Origin of the sequence: Flavobacterium gelidicaeli, from assembly GCF_013294005.1 — a bacterium.
Taxonomy (GTDB): domain Bacteria; phylum Bacteroidota; class Bacteroidia; order Flavobacteriales; family Flavobacteriaceae; genus Flavobacterium.
Map to the genome: position 1 here is coordinate 369868 of NZ_JABSNK010000005.1, position 26788 is coordinate 396655.

Here is a 26788-nt window from a genome sequence, read left to right on the forward strand (position 1 = left end):
TGCTATAAAGTCCCCAAACTGGCCAAGCGTCAAGACGTTGTGCAACATTATAAACCGAAACGGAGAATTCAAAAAACTAATATAAACAGCTAAAGTTAAAACTACAAAACAAAATTATGCAAGACGAAATAATAAAACATACAAAAAACATACATGGAGCTATGAGTAATAAAAACAAAATGAAAAACATTTTTTTAGGATTAGTAGCTTTAATATTATTATCTAGTTGCGCAGTAAGTCGAAAAGTAAAATATGATGGGTTAAAACTAGACTTATTTGATATAAAAACTAAAAATATTGATTTAGCACTTCTAGATCATAGAGAAGCTGTTATTGATGGTTCAAGAAAACCTGATTTTGTAGGTTATATGAGAAGTAACGTTGGGATAGCTTTTCCTATGGGAACACAAAGCAAAAATAACTTTATGTATGATTTGTCAAATAACATTGTTAATTCATTGAAAAGATTTGACATAGTAGTTACAAATTTAGATACAAAATGGCAAGATGAAGAACAATCTGTAAAAACACAGCTTTTAAGCTTAAATGGAGATAAAAAAGTACTTCTAGTTTTTGATCAATTAAATACTGATGGCTATATGATACAATTTTTATATTATAAAATCAATATGTATGTATACGACAAAAATGGCGTTCTCTTGAAATATAAAGCAATTGACGGTAAAGAGAAATTAGGTGGAAATGTTGCATTTGGAGCAGGTTCATATAAAACTTATATGCCAGATGCAATTTCTAAATTATTTGAAGATATTTTTAAAGATCAAGAAATACTAGAATTAATCAACAAAAATTAAAACATACACGAACCAACACATATCTCCCTAACCCCCTTCGTTAATCGTCTTCACTATAAAACACTGTTCATTTATGAAAACAAAGGTATTCAGTACACTTTTTACCCTTTTGATGGTTCAATTTGGGATTGCTCAAAACATTCGTGCCAAAATTGTTGATGAAGCCACAGGCGATGCGGTTCCGTATGCAAATATAAGAGTCAATGAGTCGGAGAACTTGGTTTCTAATGGTGAAGGCTATTTTTCACTTTCGGAGAATAACAGTCAAGATGAGACGCTACTTACCATCTCTTATCTAGGTTACGTCAATCAGCAATTGACGGTTAATGCATTAAAAAAATCAAATTTCACCATTACACTTACGCCTGGTATTTTTGAACTTAGTGATGTTAATGTATCGAACGAAAAACCAAATCCTTATGAAATCATGGCTAATGTAAAGGCAAATTTGAGTCAGAATTACACCACTGGTGAAAAAGGATCTAAAGACATGATTTTTTATAGAACCTCAGATTATTTTACACCAACGATCATGGATATCGAAATTGATAAATCAACAGGTTTTAGTAAAGAAGGATTAAATAAAGTAAACAAGGATGTGCAAAAATTTGCAAAAAAAATAATTACTAACCCACTAATATCTTTTACAGACGTGCTTTGTAACTATTATTCGGTTAAGACTAAGAAAGAGAATAAGTTTGTTTTTAACTCCAAACTCGATGTTTTAAAAGCAACTATTTTAAAGAGTGAAGGCCAATCGACATCTTTAGACGATCTCGAAAAAAAAGCCAAAGAACTAATGGTACAACATCTTGATACCACTAAATTTTACCGCATAAAAAGCGGTCTTATAGGATCACGGGATACCATCTCGTTTAGTAAAGAGTATAATAAAAAAAATGCTGTGCATACTAATGCAAAAAATGAATTAACGACAACAAAAAGCGAACTTGATGATTTTATGTATCGTAATAATTTTTTAAGTAAAAATAAATTTGATTTTATACAAAAACCGGAGCTATATGACTATACTTTTGAAGGTACGACTTACACTAAACAAAATGAATTTGCTTATGTACTCACATTCAAACCTCGTAAAAGCAAAGCAATGTATGTGGGTAAACTGTATGTCTCAGAAAATGATTATGCAGTTTTACGTGCTGAATATGTACTTGATGAAGGCGAAAAGGTGCATAATATAAACTTGAAATTCTTACTAGGCATTAAAATGTCTGAAAACGTGAGCAAAGGAACCATCATTTACAACAAAAGAGCTGAGGACGATAATTACTACTTACAATATGCCGCAACAGAAAATGGTCATTATATGTATGTAAAGCGTCCTTTAAAATTGATAGAATTGGCTAAAGGTGAGAAAGATGTACTGGCTCTTGATTTTAAAGTAGAAGCCACTACCCGTAAAAAAATAGAATTCCTAAACATGTCTCGTTCGGCTACTACAGTTGCCGCTATTGATAAAATTAAGGAAGAAAACTTTAAATACCTAACGATTAAAGCGTACGACCCAAAAATCTGGAAGGATTATAACGCCATAGAACCTTTGCAAGAAATGAAGCAGTTTAAGGCGGTGAATTAATTTTTTTATCTTTTTCATACCACAGATTTTAAAAATTAGTAACGATTATTTATAAAAACTATTAATACTAATTATCACTGTTTAGAAAATTATTTAGATTATTCGTCTTTACAATTATTAATTGAATCTAATATTAATTTCCGTAGATTTATTAAATATTTTAAATTTGACTAATACGTCGCTAACAAATTAATAGAATAATAGATATAAATTGACTAAAACCCATAACCTATGAAAACTACTTTACCATTTTTAATTGTTTTCATTCTTACGAACATTTTTACAGTACAAAGCCAAAAAAAAGAGTTTTACGCAAATGATAATTTAGAACAAATCAGTAAAACAGAATTCGAAAATAATACAGGCGATGACTATTTAAAATTGAAATTTGACGTTGATTCAGTGTTTGTAAATATTAGCACTAAAAGAATTAAAAAAGGAAAAATTAATGAAATTCAATTAGAAGCTATAAAATCTACTTTAGCATTAAAAGCTACCAATTTTAATGAAAATGATAAAATAGTAATCTATTACTATCCAGGTAAAGATGTTTGTAATAGTGGTGGTGATAAAGAAATGACAAGACAAAACTTTCAATCTTACTTAAAAAAGCTAAAGAAGCATCCCAAAATCAAACAATTCTTTATTTACAAATCAAAAGATGGAACTGAAGAGTATGGCGATATTAAGTGGATAGAAGATGCTAATAAATTAATAGAATCGCTATTTCTTAAGATACATTACCCTTGTAATAGTATTGTTATAATTGATAATAATGGTAACTATTACGCACATCGTGGTGAAAGCAACATTGACGAAGTTTTTGAAGTTTTGAAAAAGAACTTTAAAAACTAGAGTAACACATTTTTCATCATCACTTGTTGATAGCATCAATATCGTTTAAACATAATTCAACAATTTCTTTTTGATTAAACCTTCATAAACCTTTTTAATGCAAATGATCTATAGTCATAAATTTCACCACTTTATTTAATACAACACCGTTTTTACTATCCTTAGGTCTTTTATATGTAAGTAATTTTATATTAATTATTTTTTTGTTTCAAAAAAAAAGTTACTTTTATCCCCTTATAATTAACAAAGCTGTTTTATATGCAATTAAAAAAAACATTACTAATTGTCTCTAAAGTGATATTGGGTTTCTTGGTTTTCATTGCTTTTTATCTTGCGGCTGGCTATTGCTTATCGAGAATTACGGTTGATGCTGAACCTGATACTAAAAAGGAAGTTGCGATATATATATTGACAAATGGAGTGCATACTGACTTAGTTTTCCCTATAAAAAACGAACAGTACAATTGGAGCGAGCAAGTAAAATTCTCAAATGCTACTGCCGTAGATTCAAGTTTTAATTATTTAGCAATGGGTTGGGGAGATAAAGGATTTTATCTGGAAACTCCTGAGTGGTCTGACTTAAAATTCTCTGTTGCTTTCAAAGCTGCTTTTGGTTTAAGTACCACCGCGGTTCACGCCACTTATTACAAAATAATGAAAGAGAGTAGTAGTTGTAAAAAAATTATGATCAGCCAGGAACAGTACACACGTCTGGTAAACTACACGGTTAATAGCTTTAAAAAAGACAAAGACGGATTTTTTATGCACATAAAAACAAATGCAAATTATGGCAAAACCGATGCTTTTTATGAAGCTAACGGAAGCTATAGTATGTTGCACACTTGTAACACATGGGCAAATGAAGCCTTAAAAAAAAGTGGCCAAAGAGCGTGCTTATGGACGCCGTTTGACACCGGAATTTTCTTAAAATACAAATAACTAACAAACTAAAAAGATTAAAAAATGGTTCAAAAAACATCAAATGCATTTGTAGCTGCTTCATGGATAGCACTAGCCGCTGGGATTGTAGGTTACTTAGTAGGACTAGCTAGAGCCGAAATGTTATTAAACGAAAAAGGGTATTATTTTACCGTACTTATGTTTGGGCTTTTTGCGGTGATTTCATTACAAAAAAGTGTTCGCGATAGATTAGAAGGGTATCCTGTAACTGATATCTACTATGGAATTTGCTGGTTTGGAACAATTTTATCAATTGCTCTATTAACTGTTGGATTAGTAAATGCAACTATTTTACCTAGTGAAAAAGGATATTATGCTTTTGCTTTTCTACTGGCTATTTTTGGTGCTATTGCGGTACAAAAAAATACCAGAGACAACCTAGCTCCAGCAACACCTAATTCAAATTAGGAAAAACTACGCTATCATTTTTTTACATTCTCTACTTTTCATGAGAGTATAAATTCCCCAAATAAAGCCATAATAACGCATCATGTTATTGTGGCTTTTATTTTTATCTAAAAATTCAAATTTAGGTTGTTTAAAATATCCTATAATCACTGCAAAATTTAAGACTCAAAAACTAACTTTGAATTTTAACAACGCCATCCTTAATTATGCCTACCGAAAAAACCGTTATAGATTTACTACCAAAGCAATTGAAAGTAATAAAAGAAGCTTTCTACGATAGTAATAAATTGAAAATTACTCAACTTACAATTAATGCTGAAAGTAAGGAATACGAAGCTTGTGCATTTTTACTGAACAACAAAAAGGTTGTTTACCGTCAAGCGAAAATTACGCCAACTAAATCAGGCCAATTCGTTACCATCTGGAAGAGAAACTCGGCTGGAATTACAGCTCCTTTTGACGAAGAAGACAATTTTGATTATTTTGTAATTACCGTTATAAACAATGAAAAAATAGGACAATTTATTTTCCCAAAAACAGTGCTTAACGCCAAAGGAATTATAAGTCATAATAGTAAAACAGGAAAAAGAGGGATGCGTGTTTACGTCCCATCGGATGCTATTTTTAGCAAACAAGCAATACAAACTCAAAAATGGCAAGCTGATTACTTTTATGTATTAACAGAGGAGAATAGCGCAGTTATGAAATCTTTTCGAGAATTATTTTGAGTTATCCTATTTTATCTTTTTGTGAATTCCATTACAATAATACTATTGTAAAATATTATTACTAGACTAGAATTTAGGTCTAAATCTATTTTCAACTTATCTACTCCATTTAATAGCACTCCTTATTATAATTGACGTTTTTTAATAAATTATTACTGATTGCTCAACAACTAAATAATACCCAACTCCCCTGCCCCTGATTGCAGCGTAAAACCCGCAGTATTGCTGGCTTTTGTAACCCTTGCTTGTAAAGAGCGACCGTAGGAAGCTCCTTTATAAGTTTAGGGTTACTGCCAGTAATGCGAGGATTTGTAGCGTAAAGCAGGATGAGGCTCAAATAAAAAACACTTCTTTTTGAAAATATTTCCTAATTTGAATTTATAAAAGTTTACAAACGCTTATTTTTGCGCTATGGGAAGAAAAAATACAGACAAGGTTGTCTTTCATCAAATAAAAGTCCTTGATGCAGGTGCAAAAGGCGTTTCGGTAGCAAAGGCGCCGGATGGTAAGGTAGTGTTCATACCAAATGTGGTACCAGGTGATGTGGTAGATGTGCAAACTTTTAAGAAACGCAAGTCGTTTTATGAAGGAAAAGCAGTGCATTTTCATGAATTATCTGAGCATCGTGTGGAACCAGTTTGCGAGCACTTTGGTGTTTGTGGTGGTTGCAAATGGCAAAACATGAACTACACGCAGCAATTGTATTACAAGCAAAATGAGGTTTTGAACCACTTGCAACGCATTGGAAAAATTGAACTTCCTGATTTTGAACCAATTTTAGGATCAGAGAAAAAGTTTTTTTATAGAAACAAAATGGAATTTTCATTTTCTAACAGCCGCTGGTTGACTGAAGCTGAAATTGCGAGTACCGAAGATTTAGGAAATAGAAACGCATTGGGATTTCATATTCCGAAAATGTGGGATAAAATCTTGGACATTAATAAATGTCATTTACAAGAAGACCCTTCAAACGCAATAAGAAATGAAGTTCGTGATTTTGCTAATGCAAACGGACTAACTTTCTTTAACCCTAGAGAGCATTCTGGATTGTTGCGTACTTTAATGTTGCGTACAGCATCGACTGGAGAAATCATGGTATTGGTTCAGTTCTTTGAAAATGACAAAGCAAATAGAGAATTATTATTAGATCATTTATATGAAAAATTCCCTCAAATTACTTCATTGCAATATGTAGTGAACAGTAAGGCAAACGATACATTATATGATACTGATATTAAACTATACAAAGGTCGTGACTATATCTTGGAAGAGATGGAAGGATTAAAATTCAGCATTAATGCCAAATCTTTTTACCAAACCAACTCAGATCAAGCTTACGAATTATACAAAATCACTAGAGATTTCGCTGGTTTAACCGGAGAAGAAATCGTTTATGATTTATATACAGGAACGGGTACTATTGCTCAGTTTGTTTCTAAAAAAGCAAAAAAAGTTATTGGTGTCGAAAGTGTTCCTGATGCAATTAAAGATGCTAAAGCAAATGCAGTGCGTAATGAAATTACAAATTGTGAGTTCTTTGTAGGAGACATGAAAGTTGTTTTTAATGACAGCTTCATCGCACAACACGGACAGCCAGATGTGATTATTACAGATCCACCAAGAGACGGAATGCATAAAGATGTGATTGAACAAATCATGAAAATTGCTCCTGCAAAAGTGGTTTATGTAAGTTGTAACTCAGCTACGCAAGCGCGTGACCTAGCCTTGATGGATGAGAAATACAAAGTAACACGTGTGCGTCCTGTGGATATGTTTCCGCAAACACATCATGTTGAAAATGTAGTGCTTTTAGAAAGAAGATAGCTAGTAATTAGTAAAAAGTAATTAGTTTCAAATTTGTGCTAATTACTTTTTACTGATTACTATCACTAAAAAACAGATATGAAAAAAACAATTCTTTTAGTACTGGCAATGGCTTTTACTTTCTCTAGTTGTGAGAAAGATGACATTTGTGATGCTGATACAATTACTACGCCTAGATTAGTGATTTCGTTTTATGACTTTGCTAATTCCTCTACTTTGAAGGTGGTTAATAATTTAGCTATTATAAGCGAAGGAAGAACAGACCTAGTGACTTTTAGCGGAAGTACTTCTATTAACGGTAGTACCGTTTCGGTGCCTTTAAAAACCGATGCCGATGTAACTTCTTATCGTTTTATATTGAATTATGGAAGTACTGTTACACCAGTTGAAAACGAAGATGTCATTACATTTAATTATACTCGTGATAATGTTTTTGTTTCTAGAGCTTGTGGTTATAAAACAGAGTTTATTTTAGATCCTGTTACTCCGTTTGTTCATACTGATGTTGCTACGACTGATGGTAAGTGGATTAAATATATTTACGTAAAAAAGAGTACTATAACTAACGAAAATGAAACACACCTTGAAATATATTTTTAGTATTTACCTTGTTTTTTCGATCTTGGTTATGTCAGCACAGGAGACTACTGCTAATAAACCCATTCAGGTGCAAGCCCAAGCAGATACTACTGTAGTTCCAAATAAGAAATACAAAGACATTCGTGAATTACCTGAAGCCGTTAGTAAAGACACTGTAACTACTTTTCAAAAAACAAATAGGTACGGATTGCGCGTAGGTATTGATTTATTTAAAGTAACTCGTGCTTTATATGACAAAGATTATAAAGGAATTGAGTTCACAGGAGATTACCGACTGACGAAGAAATACTTCTTAGCTGCTGAATTAGGGAACGAAAATAAAACTACGGATGATGACCGAGTAAATTTTACCACTAAAGGAAGTTACTTAAAAGCTGGTTTTGACTACAACGCGTATGAAAACTGGCTGGATATGGAAAATATTATCTCCATAGGTTTACGTTATGGCTTTAGCTCTTTTAGTCAACAGCTTAACTCTTATAAAATATACAATTCGACTCCATATTTTGATGAAATTCCTGAAATTGCTTCTGGACAAAAATATAACGGACTAAGTGCTAGTTGGGTTGAAGTCGTTGCTGGAATAAAAGCAAAAGTATTTAATAATGTTTTTGTAGGTTTCAGTTTAAGACTAAATACTTTAGTTACTAATAAAAAACCTGACAACTTTGACAATTTATACATTCCAGGTTTCAACAGAACCTACAATGGAAGTTTTGGCGTTGGTTTCAATTACACCGTTTCTTATTTTATTCCTATTTATAAAAAGAAAGTCTTTCCTGTTTTTGATCCAAAGAAACCAAAACCACCTACTCCCAAAAGATAATTTTAAGTAAGCACAAATTATTAAAGACTTAAACTGCTATTATAAATCCTACTATTTTTAGAAATCAAATACTAGACTAGTTAAAGAAGCTATGTTAAAACACAAAAAAAGGAGCTAATTATAAAATTATAATTATCTCCTTTTTTATTTTTAGTTCAAAAACAGTTACCCTATTTCTTTCACGTCTTTGATTAAAATCCATTTCATAAACAATTTCTCGCCATCATTGGTTTTAACCGCTTTAAACTTAGGTGATAAAAGCGTTCCTACCACAAATGCAGTAAACGGAATCCAGAATCCCGTTAAATGCGTATAACGTTCTACTAAATAACGAACCGATATAAATAATATCGCAAAACAACCTAGTTGGTATAAAAAAGCTCTAATTTGTAATTTTGTCATTGTATAAGTATATTTTAAAAGTTGCTGAATTACTAATTGCTGAGTTGCTAAGTTAAAAAACAATGATTTGTTTATTTATACTAGACATTACCCTACTTCGTCAATCATCCTCTTTGATTTTAATATAAAATAATCTTTTTTCTATATTCTATTATCTCTAAGCTATTCTTTATTTCCGTCCCCTTCAGTTACTTGAAACTTGGTTCTTTTACTTCCTTCATACATTTCGTATTTCACTAAACGTGCTTCGATGCTAGCATTAAAAAGTTTGATTTTCCTAGAAGGTTTTAATCCTACAAATTTCAAAGCATCAAGGTTACCCGTAATAAACCATGCATTTGTACCTGGATAATTTTTCTTTAAAGTATCGCCTATATTTTTATAGAATTCTTCCATATGAATATCTAACCTTTCATCATAAGGTGGATTAAATACCATTTGTAATTTTCCTTCTGTCGTTTTTTCTGTATCAAAAAAGTTTTGCTCTTCTATGGTAATGTACTCCTCAAGATTTGCATTTTTGATATTGTCTTTGGCTTTTTGCACAGCAGATGGCGCTTTATCATATCCTTTAATAGTATGATGAAACTCCCTAACTCTCTTTAGTAAACTATCAACAATATTATCAAATAAATCATTATCCCAGTCTTTCCATTTTTCGAAAGCAAATTCTTTACGATTAATATTCGCAGGAATATTACACGCAATCATAGCCGCCTCAGCAAGGAAAGTCCCAGAACCACACATAGGATCTAGAAAATCAGTTTCACCATCCCAACCAGCAAGTAATAAAACTCCTGCCGCTAGAACCTCATTAATAGGTGCAATATTAGTCGCAGTTCTATACCCACGTTGATGCAATGAATTTCCTGAAGTATCTAATGCTACTGAAACCTGGTCTCTATCAATATGAATATTGATTCTTAAATCTGGATGTGCTTTATCAATGCTTGGGCGCTGTCCAGTACGTTCTCTAAATTGATCCACAATAGCATCTTTACACTTTTGTGAAACAAACTCTGAGTGGTTAAAGTATTCTGAGTGCACTGTAGCATCAATTACAAATGTTTGATTTGCATTAATAAACTTAGACCAGTTCACTCCCGCAACTCCTTTATATAAAGTTTGTTCATTATTTGCTTTAAAAGCATAAATGGGTTTTAAGATTTTTAAAGCCGTACGCAAAGACAAATTAGCCTTATACATAAATCCTTTATCTCCCTTAAAGCTCACCATTCGCACACCTTGCTCTACATTTTGAGCTCCTAGTTGTTGCAATTCCTTTGCCAATATCTCTTCAAAACCAAAAAAGGTTTTGGCTACCATCTTAAAATTATCTTCCATTTTTACGTATCATTTAATATAAGGTTACTTAAAAATAAAGCATGTACTTATAATAAAAATTATATCAATCCGCTTGTATCGTTACGGATTCGTTATTTTTCAGCAAAAATACACTAAATTTGCGGGATAGAATAAATTGAAAAAGAATAAATGTCTGAAGAACAAAAACCCACTACCGTAAATCAAGACCAACCAACTGAAACTTGGTTCAGTTCTTGGTTCGATACACCTTACTATCACATCCTTTACAAGGATAGAAATTATAGAGAAGCGCAGGTTTTCATGGATAATCTTACCCATTATTTAAACCTACCTGAAAAAGCAAAAGTACTTGATCTAGCCTGTGGTAAAGGCCGCCATTCTATTTACTTGAATCAATTAGGATTTAATGTATTAGGAGCCGACTTATCCGAAAACAGTATTGAGCAAGCCAGCAAAAACACTAATGACAGCTTACACTTTGAGGTACACGACATGCGCGAGCCTTTTGAAGAAAAATACGATGCTATTTTTAATTTGTTTACGAGTTTTGGTTATTTCGAAAATGACGAAGACAACCTAACCACACTTAAAGCAATTAAAGAAAGCTTATCAGAGTATGGTTTTGCTGTAATCGACTTCATGAACGTTACACAAGTTATCAATACACTTGTTCCCGAAGAAACGAAAACTGTAGACGGAATTGATTTTCATCTAAAAAGATATTTAAAAGAAGGTCATATTTATAAAGAAATTGATTTTGAAGATCAAGGTCGTAAATTTCATTACATCGAAAAAGTTAGAGCACTGACACTAAATGACTTTGAAGAATTAATGGAAGAAGCAGGGATTTTTCTATTGGATATCTTTGGTGATTATAAATTGAAGAAATTCCATAAAACGGAAAGCGAACGCTTGATTATGATTTTTAAATAGTAATAATCAAACTATAGAACTCCCCTTAAAAGATAACCCAACAACGGTTAAATAAGAAGATGAATTACCTTTTACCCCTATTTTCTGTACTATTAGGATATGTAATTGCTTTGGTTTTAAAACCAAAAAACAAGACAAACCTAAAATTATTATTGGCCTTTAGTGGTTCTTTTTTACTATCACTAACCGTTATGCACCTGTTGCCGGACGTGTATGAAACACATAATCCCAAGATCGGGGTTTTTATCATGGTCGGAATTTTATTCCAAATCATTTTAGAATTCTTCTCTAAAGGTGCTGAGCACGGACACGTACACGGCCAACCTAACATGGCCCACATTCCATGGTTGTTGTTTATAAGTTTGTGTATTCATGCATTTTTAGAAGGCTTTCCTGTAAGTCACCACCATGATTTAGCCGTAGGAATTGCAATACACCACTTACCTATCGCAATTATTTTAACAACTTTTTTCATTAATGCACATCTTAATAAAAAAGCCATCTTTGCGTTCATGATCACCTTTGCTGCAATGACTCCGCTAGGAACCATAGCAGCTGATTTCTTACCACTCTTAAACAATTATCACACTGAGTTAACTGCTGTAGTCATTGGAATATTATTTCATATTTCATCAACCATCATTTTTGAAAGCAGCGAAGGACACAAATTCAACATCGCTAAAGTTTCTATGATTGTTTTAGGAATTGCTTTGGCCTATTTTTTATAACTTTGGGCGTGACCCGTAAAATAAAAAAATACGAACAAACATCACACAATTTACTCCCTCAAAAAACTAGAAAATGACATTTACTAAAACTACAGAACAGTCTTCAAAATACGATCATCTTGAAAAAATGTCAGTACAAGAATTATTGACAAACATAAATCAGGAAGACAAAACAGTTCCTCTAGCTGTAGAAAAAGCATTGCCACAAATTGAAAATTTAGTCACTGTAATAGTGCAAAAAATGAAATTAGGTGGTCGTTTATTTTACATAGGCGCTGGAACTTCTGGACGATTAGGAGTTGTGGATGCTTCAGAGTGTCCGCCTACTTTTGGAGTGCCCTTTGATATGGTTGTAGGGATTATTGCTGGTGGAGATGCTGCAATTCGTCGTGCCGTAGAAAATGCCGAAGACAACACCACACAAGCTTGGAGAGACTTACAAGAGTTTACTATTACCGCTAATGATGTTGTAATAGGAATTGCTGCCTCAGGTACTACTCCTTATGTAATTAATGGTTTAGAAAAATGCAACGCTCATAATATCACAACAGGAAGCATATCCTGCAATGCTGATAGTCCGCTCTCTAAAACTGCTCAATTCCCAATTGATGTTGTTGTAGGACCTGAATTTGTTACCGGTAGCTCTAGAATGAAAGCGGGAACAGCTCAAAAATTAGTGTTGAATATGATTTCAACAACCACAATGATTCAGTTAGGAAAAGTAAAAGGCAACAAGATGGTAGATATGCAACTAAGCAATAGCAAACTTGTAGGCCGCGGAATCAAAATGATCATGGACGAAATTCCAGTAAGTCAAGAAACAGCCGCTACTTTATTAACCCAGCATGGTAGCGTTAGAAAAGCAGTAAACGCTTTTTTAGAAAACAAATAGCAACAATCCTTTTTAGCTTTTCAAGTAATTGATTAACTTTAAAACTTCAAATTAAAATAGCTTACTTATGGCAACTAACAAAGTACTGTTATCCAAAGGAATAAAATATTTAGCTTGGGCATTGCCGTTGCTTTTTATTGGTCCATCCATAATATACAATGCCTTTATAAACAAGCAATCGCTATGGCATTATCTTGTTTTAGCAGTAGGTATTATTGCTTGTATTGGCGCAGTATACCTTATGTTTAAAGGTTTAAAAACAATGGTTAGCGGTTTATTTAACGACTAATGGAAGCACTTATACACATTCAAAAAACTTTTGATAAAATTAATTTTATTGAAAAAAGAGTAAGCAATAGAGAGTTTGAAGATTGCGTTTTTAAAAACTGTGATTTCTCAAATAGCGATTTTTCAAACAATACTTTCATGGACTGCCAATTTATAGATTGCAATCTATCGTTAACAAAGCTTATTGGAACAAATCTAAAAACTGTAGAATTCATTAATAGTAAGTTGATGGGAATTGAATTTCATACCTGTAATGACTTTTTATTTAATGTTAACTTTCAAGATTGCGTAATAGACTATTCGTCCTTTACAAATAAAAAAATGCCAAAAACTAAATTCACCAACTGTTCTTTAAAAGACGTGAACTTTACTGGCTGTAATTTAACCAATACCGTTTTTGATAACTGTAATTTAGAAAACGCTATTTTTAACGAAACTGAACTCAAAGAAGTTAATTTCATTACCGCTTACAACTATAAAATTGATCCTGAATTCAACCCAATGAGAAAGGCGAAATTTTCAACACAAGGAATTCCAGGTCTATTAGAAAAATACGATATAAAAATTCAGTAATACTATGGAAGCAACAACATCCTACCTGATTAGTGTAAACAAACAGTTTTCTTATTATAAAACTTTGGGCGAAAAAGCCCTAGAACAATTGCAACCCGAACAACTTTTTGTTAGTGCTAATGAGGATACAAACAGCATCGCTATCATTATAAAACATATGTCAGGAAACATGCTTTCTCGCTGGACAGATTTCCTTACTACAGATGGAGAAAAAGAATGGCGCAATCGTGATGAAGAATTTGAAAACGACTTAATAACTAAAGAAGATGTTTTAATTGCTTGGAACAAAGGGTGGAATTGTTTGCTTAATGCTTTAGAAAATTTACAGCCTGAACAACTTTCAACTATTATTTATATTAGAAACGAAGGCCACACTGTCATAGAAGCAATTAATAGACAATTAGCCCATTATGCATATCATGTGGGCCAAATTGTTTTTTATGCAAAACTATTAAAAAACACAAACTGGAATAGTTTAACTATTCCTCGAAATAACTCCCATAGTTATAACGAAATGAAATTTGCCAAAGAAAAGAGCGTCCAAAATTTCACAGATGAAGAAATCCGAAGATTAAAATAAAATAGTTATGAAAAAATTGCTTGCACTCCCTTTATTACTTTTAATTGTTTCTTGCTATAATGTAGAACGCGATTGTAAAAGTTTTAAAACAGGAAAATTTAGATTCGATTATGAAATAGATGGCGTAAAGAAAACTACATTTTTTGAACGTAATGACAGTATCGAAATCGAAACCTTTGAAGGAAAAACAGATACCGCATCAGTGAGATGGGTAAACGATTGTGAATATGTATTGAAAAAACTACATCCTAAAAACATGGCAGAAAAAAAATCAATTGACATGAAAATATTAACGACAAAAGACAATACCTATACATTTGAATTTGGTATGGTTGGAGTTCCCCAAAAGCAAAAAGGAACAGTAACCAAACTATCTGATTTATAATTCATTTGAACTAAACACACTATAACTCTTAATTAACTAAAATGGAAGTATTCTTAAACCCCGATGCTTGGATTGCTTTAATAACATTGATTTTTTTAGAAATCGTATTGGGTATTGATAATATTATTTTTATCTCCATTGCCACAGGAAAATTGCCTGCTGAAGATCGCAAAAAAGCAACAAAGTTGGGCATGTTTTTAGCAATGTTCATGAGAATAGGTTTGCTATTAGGTATTTCCTATTTAATTTCATTAGAAGAACCGTGGTTTACTTTAAATTTTAGCTGGATAAGCGCACAAGTTTCTGGACAAAGTATTATTCTTTTATTAGGTGGCTTATTCTTAATCTACAAAAGCACTAATGAGATTAGAGAAAAAGTAGATGAAAAAGGGCATGAAGAAAAAGAATTAGGTAAAGCAGCTACAAAAACATTTAGCAGCGTAATCTTGCAGATAATTTTGATTGATTTAGTTTTTTCATTTGACAGTATATTAACTGCAGTAGGAATGACAAATGGTGTTGATGGTGCGATATACATTATGATAACTGCCGTGGTTATTTCAGTTTTTATTATGATGCAGTTTGCAGTACCTGTAGGTAATTTTGTTAATACACATCCTTCAATACAAATTCTTGGACTTTCATTCTTAATCCTTATCGGATTCATGTTGATCACTGAAAGTGCACATTTAGCTAATGCAGTAATTTTTGGTAGTCACGTAACGGCAGTCCCTAAAGGATATTTATATTTTGCCATCTCTTTTTCACTATTAGTTGAAGTCTTAAATATGAAAGCTACAAAAAAGAAGTAATTTATTAAGGTATCACTATGTTTAAAAAAAAATTATAATACCTGTTTTATTAAGTCATATAAAGTCCAATCATATCAATTGATTGGACTTTATACATTTTAGGAAACTCAGATTCTGAAAATTAATAAATTCGAATTACGTTTAAAAAACTTCCAAGTTCAAAATCCACTTCAATTATCTTAAATTATTTAGATATATAACGATCAAAAGCTAGATAAAAATGCGTTTTTCATTACAAACGCAATCTTTTTTTTTCTATTTTTAACAAATGAAAAAAACTTTATTGATCTTATTTACTTTTTTATCTATAAGTTGTTTTGCACAATTTAGTAAAACGCATTATATCCCACCTTTGACCGCACAAACAAGCATGGCTGAAGATCAATATATTTATATTTCAACACCTAATACTACAGATGTTAATTTCAAAATCATTGAAAACGGTGGAAACATTATTTCTAATGTTGTAAATAAAAACAATCCTTATATTTATTATGTTGGTAATGGGAATTCAACACAACTTTTTACCCCTAAAACAAGTATTCAAAAGGTAATTAATAAAGGTTACGTAATCGAAGCCGAAGATTTAGTTTACGTAAGCGTACGAGTGAGTTCTAGCCGAAATTCTGATGGTACTTATAATCATGCTGGAGGTTTAGTCTCAAAAGGGAATAGCGCTTTAGGTAAAGAGTTTAGACTTGGAGCCATGCTTAACCCAATGTATGATTTTACGGTGTTAAATTTCGCATCTATTTTGTCCACTGAAAACGGTACAAACATAACCATTTCTAATATTCCTATTGGTACAATTCTTTCTGACGGAACAATTATTAATGGTCCAATAAATATTAGCTTAAATAAAAATGAAAGCTATATTCTCGCCCTAGAAAACACCGATTATGCCATTCAGTCAAATAGTTCTAAAATGATTGGGGCCTTGGTAATGTCTGATAAAGCAGTGGTAGTTAACTCAGGGTCTTTTTGCGGAAGCAATAGCACAGTTCAATACTTGCAAACTAATGGTGTTTTGTTTCCTACAGGAAGAGATGTAGGTTTTGACCAAATTGTTCCTGTAGAAAAAACAGGGAAGGAATACATTTTCGTAAAAGGAAATATTGCTTCAATTAGTCCTGAACTAGAGCGCGTTTTATTGATTGCACATAAACCCAATACACTTATCTATATAAATGGAAACTCTTCACCTTACAGTACCCTTATAAATTCCGGAGATTACATCGATATTGATGGAAGTAACTTTGTCAATGGAAATTTATACGTCACGACATCTGAAAATGTTTTTGCCTACCAATCCACATCTGGATCCGATGAACCAGCAAATCAAAACCTATTTTTTGTACCACCATTAAATTGTTCTACTCCAAATACGGTAGATAATATACCTCAAATACAATCAATAGGAAGCATCACTTATAGCGGTGGTTTAAATATTGTTACTGAGACAGGGGCTAGCGTATTAATTAACAATATCCCTATAAGTTCTTCTCCAGTTGCTATCACTGGAAACCCTAATTTTGTTAGATATTCTGTAAATACGCTTTCTGGAAATATTGCTGTAAAATCTACTAGACAAGTTTATGTTTCTTATTATGGAACAAATGGAGCCGCAACTTACGGTGGCTACTACTCCGGTTTTGATACTAAACCTGAAATTGTAATGGATAAAATAGCCGTTTCTAGTTCCACTTGCATACCTAACGTAATATTAAAAATCAATACATTATCCTCATATGATGCTTTTCAGTGGTATGTAAATGACGTAAAAATACCTGGCGAAACTACCAATTCCTATCGTCCTACAACTCCCGGTTATTATCAAGTAAAAGGCAGCATTACTAATTGTCCAAGTACCGTTCCTCTCTTTTCAGATAAAATACCGGTAAGCTATTGCCCTACCAATATTGATAACGATTTGGTGAATGACAATATTGACATTGATACCGATAACGATGGTATTACAAATTGTACCGAATCGTATGGAAATCAAGACATAAACCTCTCCAATTTAAATTCGGGTACGATTTCAATAGGTACTTATTCCAATAACTTTACTGGATCACAATTAAATGCTACTACAACAAGTACAACTCCTTTCACAGGAAATAGTGATGGGAGCTTTATATCAGATGTTCCTGCTGGAAAAAGTAATTATGTGTCATATCTAATGACATTTGCAACACCTATAAGTTTAGGAATGGAATACATAACAACTGCCAATGCAGCAGACCTGCTAAACGCAAATGCGGAATACATAATAAATTCAGATGTAGACAAAACAATTACCGTTTTAAACCCGACGGATCAATTATTAATCGATACTAATTATGATGGGATTTATGAAAGCGGAATAACTGAATTCTCTTCATTTGAAATTCATTTTAGATTAAAAAGCGCTACATCATTAGCTGCAGGAACTGGAGATTTTAAATTTTTATCTCACCTTACAAGTACTATCCGCTTCACTCATAAAAACCTATCAGATGACAGTCCAAGTAAATCTTCTTTAAAGTTTTTTGCTGTCTGTGTACCTAAAGATAGCGATCAAGACGGAATTCCCGACCAACTAGATCTAGATAGTGACAATGATGGCATTCCTGATACTATAGAGGCTCAAGGAGCAATGGTTATTGCATATACTGCTATTGATGTAAACAAAGACGGACTTAGTGATGCTTTTGGCTCAGGTTTAACTCCAATAGATACCGATGGAGATGTAACCATTGGTGGTGTTCCAGATTATTTAGACTTAGACAGTGACAACGACGGAATATATGATGCTTACGAATCCGGAAGTAGCGCAATAGACGTTAACAATGATGGTTATATAGACGGTGCCAAAAATACTTTTGGAAATAATGGACTTTCTTCTTCAGTAGAAACTGCTATCGACTCTGGCGTTATAAACTATTCCCTTCGTGACACAGACACAGATGGCCGACCAAATTATATTGAATTAGACAGTGATAATGATTTATGTCTAGATGTCATAGAAGCTGGATTTACAGACAATAATAACGATGGAATATTAGGGAACAATCCAGTTACCGTAAATTCAGCGGGAATTGTAACTAGTGGAACAAATGGCTATACCGCACCAAACAACAACTACCTCATTGCTGCACCAATTGTTATTACTAACCAACCACAAAATCAAGCACAATGTGAATTGCAAACAACTTCATTTTCAGTTCAAACAAATGCAGTAAACGCATACCAATGGCAGGTATCTATTGATGGAATGATCTGGAATGACATATCAAACAATACAACTTATTCTGGTGCAACTACAAATAAAATAACTATAAACAGCATTACTACTAGCATGAATGGTTATAACTACAGGGTTCTTTTAACTAAAATAGGTAATACATGCGGACTACTTTCCAATTCAGCAACGCTAACTGTTTATTCATTGCCAGTGGTAGCTACACCAATTGAATTAAAACAATGTGATGATGACTTAGATGGCTTCTCTATTTTTAATATTACCAAAAAAAACAGTTTTATTTTAGCTAATTATTCGAATGAAACCTTTACTTATTTCACCACTTTCAATGGTGCTAATACAAATGACGCTTCTGTACAAATAAACAATCCTGTCAGCTATAGAAGCAACAATTCTACTATTTGGGCGAGGATAGAAAATGCAAATGGTTGCTTTAGTGTATCACAGTTGAATTTAGTTGTTTCATCTACACAAATACCATCCACTTTTAGTCGCTCATTTGAAACTTGTGACGACTACATTGATGTTATTCAAAGTGATACCGATGGAATAACTACCTTTGACTTTAGCTCAGCAACCACTGACATAATCGCTTTGCTACCTTCTTCAGGTTCAGTATACGCCATAAAATATTACGAGACTGAAACTGACGCATTATCGGAAATTAACGAAATATCAAATACAGCCAATTTTAGAAACACAGCTTCTCCATTTTATCAAGAAATTTGGGTTCGCGTAGAAAACACATTAGATAATGCCTGCTATGGTCTTGGTCCACACGTAAAACTTACAGTAAATACTAAGCCTGCTATAAATACAAATGAAGATCATAGTGAGGACAAGTTAGTATGCACTAATCTTCCTGACTACTTTGTACAATTAAACGCAGGACTATTAGAAGGTTCACCTACGTCAAACTACACTTATATTTGGCTAAAAGACGATCAAATTATAAACGGAAGTACTGCATATACATTAAATGTTAACGCGATAGGCATGTATACTGTAATAGTAACAAATACTTCAGGATGTAGTAGAACAAGAAAAATTAATGTAACAGCATCAGATATTGCTCTTATTGAAATGATCGATATCGTAGACCTTAATGACTCTAACACTATTACCATCACAGTTTCTGGAACAGGAAATTATGAATACAGCTTGGACGAAAACACAGGGCCATTTCAAACATCAAATATATTTGAGAACATTGCTGCAGGAATTCATGACGTTTTTATAAATGATCAAAACGGATGCGGGCTCGTTCAAAAAACAGTTGCAGTTATAGGAGTACCTAAGTTTTTTACTCCAAACGGGGATGGTTATAACGATTATTGGAATTTAAAAGGTGTTAACAACACTTTGAATTCAAAGTCCATCATTTATATTTTTGATCGATATGGTAAACTACTGAAGGAATTAAATCCTAATAGTTCAGGTTGGAATGGCACGTTTAACGGAAAACCATTGCAATCTGATGATTATTGGTACACCATAAAACTCGAAGACAACAGAGAAGTAAAAGGACATTTTAGTCTAAAGAGATAGCTGTTATTTTGGGCACAATCCGAATGAAAATCAGATCGCACTAAAATTCAAACCAGGTCCATCATTAAAACTGCCATGAAAATATATAATAAGTCAAGAAAACCATCAACTCACAATTAGAATATTCTAAAAAAAGTACTAAAATCACTAATGTTGCTTGACTACTTTTAAATTCAAATACACTAAAAAATAAAAACTAATTTAAAAACTTTAATGCTATTATATTAAACAAAAAAAGCCATTTCTTACGAAATGGCTTTTTTGATATACTTGTGATAGTATTAGATTTTAAATCTTTTTCTATCAGTTTCAGTCAAATAGATTTTTCTCAAACGAATAGATTTTGGAGTAACCTCTACATACTCATCTTTTTGAATATATTCTAATGCTTCTTCTAAAGAGAAAATGATTGGAGGAATAATTCTTGCTTTCTCATCATTTCCTGAAGAACGAACGTTAGATTGTTTTTTCTCTTTTGTTACGTTTACACACATATCATCTGCACGTGAATTTTCTCCAATTACCTGACCTTCGTAAATTTCAGTATTTGGTTCAACAAAAAACTTACCACGATCTTGTAATTTATCAATAGAGTAAGGAATTGCTTTTCCTTTTTCCATAGAAATTAATGAACCTTTGTTACGTCCAGCAATTTCTCCTTTGTAAGGCTCATATCCAATAAAACGGTGTGCCATAATGGCCTCACCAGCTGTTGCAGTAAGAAGTTGATTACGCAATCCAATAATTCCACGAGATGGAATATTAAATTTCACAATCATACGTTCTCCTTTAGTTTCCATGCTTAACATTTCACCTTTACGCATAGTAACAAATTCTACCGCTCTTCCAGAAAGTGTTTCTGGTAAATCGATTGTCAATTCTTCAATTGGCTCACATTTTTTACCATCAATTTCTTTAATGATAACTTGTGGTTGACCGATTTGTAACTCATACCCTTCTCTTCTCATTGTTTCAATAAGAACAGACAAGTGAAGTACACCACGACCGAAAACCATGAATTTATCAGCAGAGTCTGTTTCACCCATTTTCATGGCTAAATTTTTCTCTAATTCTTTTGTTAATCTTTCACGAATATGACGAGAAGTTACAAATTTACCCTCTTTTCCAAAGAAAGGAGAATCGTTAATTGTAAACAACATACTCATTGTTGGCTCATCAATAGCGATAGATTTTAATCCTTCTGGATTTTCAGCATCAGCGATTGTATCACCAATTTCAAAACCTTCAACACCAATGATTGCACAAATATCTCCAGCAATTACTTCAGTTACTTTTTTACGACCAAGACCTTCAAAAGTATGTAGTTCCTTGATACGTGATTTAGATATTGTACCATCTCTTTTGACTAATGAGATAGGCATTCCTTCTTTCAATACTCCTCTTTCAAGACGTCCAATAGCTATACGACCTGTAAAAGCTGAAAAATCTAAAGATGTAATTAACATTTGTGGAGTTCCTTCAGAAACTTTAGGAGCTGGTACATTTTCGATTACCATATCTAATAATGCTTCCACATTATCAGTTACGTTTTCCCAATGGTCAGACATCCAGTTATTTTTAGCTGAACCATAAACTGTTGGGAAATCCAACTGCCATTCTTCAGCACCTAATTCAAACATTAAGTCAAAAACTTTTTCATGAACTTCTTCAGGAGTACAGTTTTCTTTATCAACTTTATTGATTACAACACATGGCTTTAGCCCTAAGTCAATCGCTTTCTGTAATACAAAACGCGTTTGTGGCATTGGCCCTTCAAAAGCATCTACCAGTAAACAAACACCATCAGCCATATTCAATACACGTTCTACCTCACCACCGAAATCGGCGTGACCAGGAGTATCGATAATGTTGATTTTTGTTCCTTTATACTGAACCGAAACATTCTTTGAAGTAATAGTAATACCTCTTTCACGCTCTAAGTCGTTATTATCAAGGATTAAGTCACCTGTGTTTTCGTTGTCACGAAATAACTGACAGTGATACATGATTTTATCAACCAAAGTTGTTTTACCGTGATCGACGTGGGCAATAATTGCAATATTTCTAATAGATTCCATCTGTGATTTTTAATGAGTGCAAAGGTACACTTTATTTTGATAAAACAAATATTTATCCAATACTTTACATACACTTAACTAATTAGGAACATTTAATCCTAAAAACACTATGCAAATAAAAATTAAAGCATATTTTATTATTGATAATATTTAATTACATTTGAGTAATGAAAAACAAATCTAACCAAATAGCACTAATATACCTCCTCATCGCGATGTTTGCTGCTATAGTTTTTCATAAAATATCACTAAGATACTTATACAGTAGCAATTATCAATTATATAATTTTACCAAAGATATTTTTTTGGTTTTCTTTACAGCTATTTCCTTACGATTTGTTTTGTCTAAAAATGATGGGCGAAATGGCTCTTATTACAATAGACTTCAAAAAATAAACGAAGAAATAAAAGAATCGAAAGAAAAATATGACATTGTAGCCAAAGCAACAAGTGACACCATAAGAGATTGGAAAATACAAGATGACAATCTAATATGGAGCAAAGGGCTTGAAACAATATTTGGTTATAATGAAAATCAAGTTGGTAAAACATCCAAATGGTGGTTTGATAATATCCACCCTGAGGATAGCATAAAAATGTCTATTAAATTGTACTCTTTCTTAGAAGAAAAAACAGATAAATGGCAAGATGAATACCGTTTCAAATGCGCTGATAATACTTATAAATACGTTCTAGATAGGGGATTCATATTGAAAGATCAAAAAGGCAAACCTGTTAGGATGATAAGTGCAATACAAGATATCACAAAACAAAAAGAAGAAGAACTTAGGCTTAGATTACTCGAAACTGTTATTTTACAAACAAAGGATTCTATTGTAATCACTGAAGCCGACTTCAACAGCAACCAACTCCCAAAGATTGTCTATGTAAATCCAGCCTTCACAAAAATGACGGGATATGAATCTCAGAATATAATAGGCCAATCACCAGATATTTTTAATGGCGAAAACACCGATCCAAAAATCATAAAAAAAATCATCTCTTCGATCAAAAAAAGAGAAGAAAATGTACTTGAAATTCTTTGTTATAAAAAAAACAAAGAATCCTTTTGGCTTCGTTTTACAATGATCCCAATTCATAGTTATGAAAATGAAGTTTCACATTGGGTTTCTATACAAAGAGACGTAACCGAAGAAAAAAGACAAGAAAGAGAAAAAGAACACTTAATAAGAGAACTTACCCAAACAAATAAAGATTTAAAACAATTCTCATATATAACCTCTCACAACTTAAGAGCACCATTATCCAATTTAATTGGACTTCTTAATTTAGTAGATGACATAGAAATTCAAGACACCGAACTTAAGGAAATCCTTAATGGACTCGATAAATCAACGCATCTTTTAAACGACACAATAAACGATCTTACAAAAATAATGGTCATTAAAGATAGCCCCTCAATTCAAAAAGAATCTGTATCATTGAATGAAGTATTTCAAAATGTATCCAACCAAATAACTTTTCAAATTGAAAAGTACAAACCCTTAATAAACACGGATTTCAATAAAGCTCCTAACTTATTAATAAATAAATCTTACATTGAAAGCATTCTTCTCAATTTATTAACAAATTCAATAAAATATCGATCGCCAGACAAAACCTTAGAAATATCAATGACATCGCATCGGATTGACAACAATGTGATATTAACATTTAAAGACAACGGTATCGGAATTGATTTAATAAGAAATAAAGAAAAAATATTTGGTTTATACCAAAGGTTTCACGATCATCCTGAAAGTAAAGGGTTAGGACTGTATTTGGTTAAATCTCAAGTTGAAGCAATGGGAGGCAATATAACAATAGAAAGTCAAGTCAACAAGGGAACCACCTTTGTTATAACATTTAAATTATAATCTAAATGCTAGACAAAATCCTCTTTATTGATGACGACCCTATAACACTAATGTTATGTGAAAAAGTAATCGCTCGTGCATCATTTTCTAAAACTATCATTACTGCTAAAAACGGACAAGAAGCATTGTCACTATTTAACGAATTAAGAAACAATCATAACCTAGACGATATTCCTCAATTAATATTTTTAGATTTAAATATGCCCGTAATGGGTGGATGGGAATTTTTAGAAAGTTTCAGCACTCCATATTATGAAACATTTCATACTATAAAAGTCGTAGTATTATCTTCAACAATTGACCCCGAAGACTTAGAAAAAGCAAAAAAATATCCAATGGTAATTGATTTTTTACCAAAACCAATTAATCTATCCATGTTAAACTATTTAATTAAGAAAGTATAAAAAAAACTTGAATTAACTTTTAACCGTATAGCTTCTTTTGAACAATATTAAACACTTTTTAATAAAATTAATTACAACATAATAACTATTTATAAAAAATATGGCGTGACCCAAAAAGGTCGAGCTAACAATTATATCTTTTATGTAATACCAATAGCTATCGGGACAAAATAAAAGGATGCCTTTACTATCTCTCACGCAATTAAATCTTATTAAGACATTAATCAAAATAAGACTATCATATTCAATTGATGGTAAAGTAATAGAATTTCGATAACAAAGAACCTCAATAGATTATACAATCTTGATTGAAATATTGTAGCATAAGGAATTTGTATGACGCAAGAATTTGACACTTTTTTTTAAAAAAATTAATTGATAAAACACTCATTAATTGTCATGTAATTGGAGTTTTATTTGGTGTTGATGGTAAAAAAGATTCAAAGACAATATAAAAAAGCATCTTAGTCCTTTTAGCGCTTGGGAACCTAGGGAGCATGCACATCAATGGATTATTTACCCCGAAAATACAGGAACTCATTTGGCTACAGATGAAGTAGTCTTATCTCAAGGATAACTTCAAAGTATTGTCACTAATAAAAACGCTAAATGAAAAAATTTTCCATAGTATCAATTGTTGCTGGCACTAATACATAACAAGTAATTAAACACCTGAGTAAAATTTACTTTAAAAAAAGGCAAACAGTTATAGAAATTACATTAGATATGGCTAATTCTATGAAGTTGATAGCTAAAAAATATTTTCAAAGGCTATACAGTTAACAGATCGTTTCCATGTACAAAAACTAGTTTAAAGCTTTTCAAGAAATTAGAATCAAGTACCAATGGGAAGCAATGGGAAGCAAAGGACAGAGAAAATCAGGCGATAGCACAAGCTAAATCAGAAAACAAAACATATACTTCCCAACTTTTAAATAATGGAGCTAATGCAAAACAATTATTAGTCCGAAGTCGCTACTTACTTTATAAATCCCGCGACAAATGGAGGAACAACCAAAAAGAGAGAAAGCTGCTATTATTCGAATTGTATCCTGACCTAAAAAAGTATATACTTTATCACAGCAATTACGAATTATCTACAACAATAATAATGGTAAAATATCGCTATTTTGAAATTAGCACACTAGTATAGAAAAATGGTAGAATCGGGCTTTGAAAACTTCAATATCATACTTAATACAATAACGGTCAATTATAATTCAACACTAAGCCACTTCGATAACCGTAGCACAAATGCTTCGGCAGAATCTTTTAATGCTAAAATAAAAGCATTCAGAAATCAATTTAGAGGAGTAGGAAAAGTGGATTTCTTTCTCTTTAGATTAACTAAATTATTTGCCTAATCCCCAACTTTTGTTCTTGATCCAACTTTTGCGCTTGATTCTATAATCCTCAAATTATATTATTGATCAAAGAAAAAGCTCCATTTAGAATTAACTAAATGAAGCTTACTGTACTCAGAGCGGGACTTGAACCCGCACGAACATTGCTGTTCACTGGATTTTAAGTCCAGCGTGTCTACCAATTTCACCATCCGAGCATTATAGTGGTACCTCCAGGGATCGAACCAGGGACACATGGATTTTCAGTCCATTGCTCTACCATCTGAGCTAAGGTACCATTAATTTTACTAAAGTAAAATTATTATCTAATAAAATAGAATATCAATATGCTATCTTTATTAAAAAGAAAGGCGACGACATACTCTCCCACATAACTGCAGTACCATCTGCGCAGGCGGGCTTAACTACTCTGTTCGGGATGGGAAGAGGTGAGCCCCGCCGCAATAACCACCTTAAGGTCTTGCTTAGGGACTAGCAATTAGCCATAAGGCATTAGCTAGCATCTAATTTAGTAAGTAGTTTTAGACTTTGCCTAATCACTAATTAACTAATAATATCTTAACATACTGAGATAAAGAAAAAAGTATTAATCTTGACTTGCACTGAGCGAAGTCGAAGGGAGAAAGTTTCCCCAGTGCGCCTTAGCGCACTGGAAAGGGTGTACATAAGCTTACGGATTATTAGTACTACTCGACTATGACATTACTGCCTTTACATCTATAGCCTATCAACGTGGTCATC

General features: G+C 32.4%; 24 protein-coding genes, 2 tRNA genes and 1 rRNA gene. 21 read left to right on the forward strand and 6 right to left on the reverse strand.

Annotation, left to right across the window (positions count from 1 at the left end; genetic code table 11):
* The first annotated feature begins 116 nt into the window (after positions 1-116).
* From HNP99_RS10300 to HNP99_RS10340, 9 genes are all read left to right on the forward strand, one after another.
* On the forward strand, positions 117-815 hold the full coding sequence (locus tag HNP99_RS10300) for a hypothetical protein (protein ID WP_173853293.1): 699 nt from the start codon (positions 117-119) through the stop codon (positions 813-815).
* A gap of 73 nt (positions 816-888) precedes the next feature.
* Complete coding sequence (locus tag HNP99_RS10305) at positions 889-2412, forward strand: carboxypeptidase-like regulatory domain-containing protein (protein WP_173853294.1); 1524 nt, start codon at positions 889-891, stop codon at positions 2410-2412.
* 231 nt (positions 2413-2643) lie between these two features.
* Positions 2644-3267, forward strand: coding sequence for a hypothetical protein (locus HNP99_RS10310; RefSeq protein WP_173853295.1), 624 nt, complete (start codon positions 2644-2646; stop codon positions 3265-3267).
* Between the two features lie 258 nt (positions 3268-3525).
* Positions 3526-4206 (forward strand): TIGR02117 family protein, encoded by a 681-nt coding sequence (locus HNP99_RS10315; protein ID WP_173853296.1) that lies wholly within the window; start codon positions 3526-3528, stop codon positions 4204-4206.
* 24 nt (positions 4207-4230) lie between these two features.
* A complete protein-coding gene (gene yiaA / locus HNP99_RS10320) occupies positions 4231-4635 on the forward strand; it encodes an inner membrane protein YiaA (protein ID WP_173853297.1) in 405 nt (134 codons plus the stop codon).
* A 206-nt stretch (positions 4636-4841) separates the two neighbouring features.
* On the forward strand, positions 4842-5363 hold the full coding sequence (locus HNP99_RS10325) for a MepB family protein (RefSeq protein WP_173853298.1): 522 nt from the start codon (positions 4842-4844) through the stop codon (positions 5361-5363).
* A 411-nt stretch (positions 5364-5774) separates the two neighbouring features.
* Positions 5775-7187, forward strand: a complete 1413-nt coding sequence (gene rlmD / locus HNP99_RS10330; protein WP_173853299.1) for a 23S rRNA (uracil(1939)-C(5))-methyltransferase RlmD — start codon at positions 5775-5777, stop codon at positions 7185-7187.
* 78 nt (positions 7188-7265) lie between these two features.
* Positions 7266-7787, forward strand: coding sequence for a DUF6452 family protein (locus HNP99_RS10335; protein WP_173853300.1), 522 nt, complete (start codon positions 7266-7268; stop codon positions 7785-7787).
* Positions 7759-8613, forward strand: a complete 855-nt coding sequence (locus HNP99_RS10340; protein ID WP_173853301.1) for a DUF6048 family protein — start codon at positions 7759-7761, stop codon at positions 8611-8613. Before HNP99_RS10335 ends, HNP99_RS10340 begins: the two co-directional genes overlap by 29 nt.
* Positions 8614-8778: 165 nt before the next feature.
* Here the strand turns inward: HNP99_RS10340 and HNP99_RS10345 are convergent, their stop codons facing one another.
* Both HNP99_RS10345 and HNP99_RS10350 read right to left on the reverse strand, forming a co-directional pair.
* Complete coding sequence (locus HNP99_RS10345; RefSeq protein ID WP_173853302.1) at positions 8779-9015, reverse strand: hypothetical protein; 237 nt, start codon at positions 9013-9015, stop codon at positions 8779-8781.
* Positions 9016-9177: 162 nt separating this feature from the next.
* Positions 9178-10359: a THUMP domain-containing class I SAM-dependent RNA methyltransferase gene (locus HNP99_RS10350; RefSeq protein WP_173853303.1), complete on the reverse strand. Its 1182-nt coding sequence runs from the start codon at positions 10357-10359 to the stop codon at positions 9178-9180.
* Between the two features lie 150 nt (positions 10360-10509).
* Between HNP99_RS10350 and HNP99_RS10355 the strand changes: the two genes are divergently transcribed.
* From HNP99_RS10355 to HNP99_RS10395, 9 genes are all read left to right on the forward strand, one after another.
* Positions 10510-11274 carry a class I SAM-dependent methyltransferase gene (locus HNP99_RS10355; RefSeq protein ID WP_173853304.1) on the forward strand — a complete coding sequence of 255 codons (765 nt, stop codon included), beginning with the start codon at positions 10510-10512 and terminating at the stop codon, positions 11272-11274.
* A 59-nt stretch (positions 11275-11333) separates the two neighbouring features.
* Entirely contained in the window at positions 11334-12002 is a 669-nt protein-coding gene (locus HNP99_RS10360; RefSeq protein ID WP_173853305.1) for a ZIP family metal transporter, read from the forward strand.
* A gap of 73 nt (positions 12003-12075) precedes the next feature.
* Positions 12076-12894 (forward strand): N-acetylmuramic acid 6-phosphate etherase, encoded by an 819-nt coding sequence (gene murQ, locus HNP99_RS10365; RefSeq protein ID WP_173853306.1) that lies wholly within the window; start codon positions 12076-12078, stop codon positions 12892-12894.
* Between the two features lie 67 nt (positions 12895-12961).
* Positions 12962-13183: a DUF6095 family protein gene (locus HNP99_RS10370; RefSeq protein ID WP_173853307.1), complete on the forward strand. Its 222-nt coding sequence runs from the start codon at positions 12962-12964 to the stop codon at positions 13181-13183.
* Positions 13183-13755, forward strand: coding sequence for a pentapeptide repeat-containing protein (locus tag HNP99_RS10375; RefSeq protein ID WP_173853308.1), 573 nt, complete (start codon positions 13183-13185; stop codon positions 13753-13755). Before HNP99_RS10370 ends, HNP99_RS10375 begins: the two co-directional genes overlap by 1 nt.
* Before the next feature lie 4 nt (positions 13756-13759).
* Positions 13760-14335, forward strand: a complete 576-nt coding sequence (locus tag HNP99_RS10380; protein ID WP_173853309.1) for a DUF1572 family protein — start codon at positions 13760-13762, stop codon at positions 14333-14335.
* Positions 14336-14342: 7 nt separating this feature from the next.
* On the forward strand, positions 14343-14720 hold the full coding sequence (locus tag HNP99_RS10385; RefSeq protein ID WP_173853310.1) for a DNA topoisomerase IV: 378 nt from the start codon (positions 14343-14345) through the stop codon (positions 14718-14720).
* Between the two features lie 41 nt (positions 14721-14761).
* The gene (locus HNP99_RS10390) at positions 14762-15532 is read left to right on the forward strand and encodes a TerC family protein (RefSeq protein WP_173853311.1); all 771 of its coding nucleotides are present in this window, start codon (positions 14762-14764) and stop codon (positions 15530-15532) included.
* A 268-nt stretch (positions 15533-15800) separates the two neighbouring features.
* Entirely contained in the window at positions 15801-20324 is a 4524-nt protein-coding gene (locus HNP99_RS10395) for a T9SS type B sorting domain-containing protein (RefSeq protein WP_173853312.1), read from the forward strand.
* A 281-nt stretch (positions 20325-20605) separates the two neighbouring features.
* On the opposite strand, the gene typA is transcribed toward HNP99_RS10395, so the two are convergent.
* Positions 20606-22402, reverse strand: a complete 1797-nt coding sequence (gene typA, locus HNP99_RS10400; RefSeq protein WP_173853313.1) for a translational GTPase TypA — start codon at positions 22400-22402, stop codon at positions 20606-20608.
* A gap of 167 nt (positions 22403-22569) precedes the next feature.
* On the opposite strand from typA, the gene HNP99_RS10405 reads away from it, so the two are divergent.
* From HNP99_RS10405 to HNP99_RS17700, 3 genes are all read left to right on the forward strand, one after another.
* Positions 22570-24279 carry a sensor histidine kinase gene (locus HNP99_RS10405; protein WP_173853314.1) on the forward strand — a complete coding sequence of 570 codons (1710 nt, stop codon included), beginning with the start codon at positions 22570-22572 and terminating at the stop codon, positions 24277-24279.
* Between the two features lie 5 nt (positions 24280-24284).
* Complete coding sequence (locus HNP99_RS10410; RefSeq protein WP_173853315.1) at positions 24285-24683, forward strand: response regulator; 399 nt, start codon at positions 24285-24287, stop codon at positions 24681-24683.
* Between the two features lie 1157 nt (positions 24684-25840).
* Complete coding sequence (locus HNP99_RS17700; RefSeq protein WP_254596848.1) at positions 25841-26047, forward strand: transposase; 207 nt, start codon at positions 25841-25843, stop codon at positions 26045-26047.
* 111 nt (positions 26048-26158) lie between these two features.
* Here HNP99_RS17700 and HNP99_RS10420 read toward each other — a convergent pair.
* From HNP99_RS10420 to rrf, 3 genes are all read right to left on the reverse strand, one after another.
* A tRNA-Leu gene (locus tag HNP99_RS10420) sits at positions 26159-26244 on the reverse strand.
* Positions 26245-26251: 7 nt separating this feature from the next.
* Positions 26252-26324: transfer RNA gene (locus HNP99_RS10425), tRNA-Phe, on the reverse strand.
* A 68-nt stretch (positions 26325-26392) separates the two neighbouring features.
* Positions 26393-26502 (reverse strand): 5S ribosomal RNA (gene rrf, locus HNP99_RS10430).
* Positions 26503-26788 lie beyond the last annotated feature (286 nt).

Bases quoted from the DNA above. Each gene is read 5' to 3' on its own strand.
- HNP99_RS10300 (WP_173853293.1), top strand. From the start codon at position 117: ATGCAAGACGAAATAATAAAACATACAAAAAACATACATGGAGCTATG.
- HNP99_RS10305 (WP_173853294.1), top strand. From the start codon at position 889: ATGAAAACAAAGGTATTCAGTACACTTTTTACCCTTTTGATGGTTCAA.
- HNP99_RS10310 (WP_173853295.1), top strand. From the start codon at position 2,644: ATGAAAACTACTTTACCATTTTTAATTGTTTTCATTCTTACGAACATT.
- HNP99_RS10315 (WP_173853296.1), top strand. From the start codon at position 3,526: ATGCAATTAAAAAAAACATTACTAATTGTCTCTAAAGTGATATTGGGT.
- yiaA (WP_173853297.1), top strand. From the start codon at position 4,231: ATGGTTCAAAAAACATCAAATGCATTTGTAGCTGCTTCATGGATAGCA.
- HNP99_RS10325 (WP_173853298.1), top strand. From the start codon at position 4,842: ATGCCTACCGAAAAAACCGTTATAGATTTACTACCAAAGCAATTGAAA.
- rlmD (WP_173853299.1), top strand. From the start codon at position 5,775: ATGGGAAGAAAAAATACAGACAAGGTTGTCTTTCATCAAATAAAAGTC.
- HNP99_RS10335 (WP_173853300.1), top strand. From the start codon at position 7,266: ATGAAAAAAACAATTCTTTTAGTACTGGCAATGGCTTTTACTTTCTCT.
- HNP99_RS10340 (WP_173853301.1), top strand. From the start codon at position 7,759: ATGAAACACACCTTGAAATATATTTTTAGTATTTACCTTGTTTTTTCG.
- HNP99_RS10345 (WP_173853302.1), bottom strand. From the start codon at position 9,015: ATGACAAAATTACAAATTAGAGCTTTTTTATACCAACTAGGTTGTTTT.
- HNP99_RS10350 (WP_173853303.1), bottom strand. From the start codon at position 10,359: ATGGAAGATAATTTTAAGATGGTAGCCAAAACCTTTTTTGGTTTTGAA.
- HNP99_RS10355 (WP_173853304.1), top strand. From the start codon at position 10,510: ATGTCTGAAGAACAAAAACCCACTACCGTAAATCAAGACCAACCAACT.
- HNP99_RS10360 (WP_173853305.1), top strand. From the start codon at position 11,334: ATGAATTACCTTTTACCCCTATTTTCTGTACTATTAGGATATGTAATT.
- murQ (WP_173853306.1), top strand. From the start codon at position 12,076: ATGACATTTACTAAAACTACAGAACAGTCTTCAAAATACGATCATCTT.
- HNP99_RS10370 (WP_173853307.1), top strand. From the start codon at position 12,962: ATGGCAACTAACAAAGTACTGTTATCCAAAGGAATAAAATATTTAGCT.
- HNP99_RS10375 (WP_173853308.1), top strand. From the start codon at position 13,183: ATGGAAGCACTTATACACATTCAAAAAACTTTTGATAAAATTAATTTT.
- HNP99_RS10380 (WP_173853309.1), top strand. From the start codon at position 13,760: ATGGAAGCAACAACATCCTACCTGATTAGTGTAAACAAACAGTTTTCT.
- HNP99_RS10385 (WP_173853310.1), top strand. From the start codon at position 14,343: ATGAAAAAATTGCTTGCACTCCCTTTATTACTTTTAATTGTTTCTTGC.
- HNP99_RS10390 (WP_173853311.1), top strand. From the start codon at position 14,762: ATGGAAGTATTCTTAAACCCCGATGCTTGGATTGCTTTAATAACATTG.
- HNP99_RS10395 (WP_173853312.1), top strand. From the start codon at position 15,801: ATGAAAAAAACTTTATTGATCTTATTTACTTTTTTATCTATAAGTTGT.
- typA (WP_173853313.1), bottom strand. From the start codon at position 22,402: ATGGAATCTATTAGAAATATTGCAATTATTGCCCACGTCGATCACGGT.
- HNP99_RS10405 (WP_173853314.1), top strand. From the start codon at position 22,570: ATGAAAAACAAATCTAACCAAATAGCACTAATATACCTCCTCATCGCG.
- HNP99_RS10410 (WP_173853315.1), top strand. From the start codon at position 24,285: ATGCTAGACAAAATCCTCTTTATTGATGACGACCCTATAACACTAATG.
- HNP99_RS17700 (WP_254596848.1), top strand. From the start codon at position 25,841: ATGGTAGAATCGGGCTTTGAAAACTTCAATATCATACTTAATACAATA.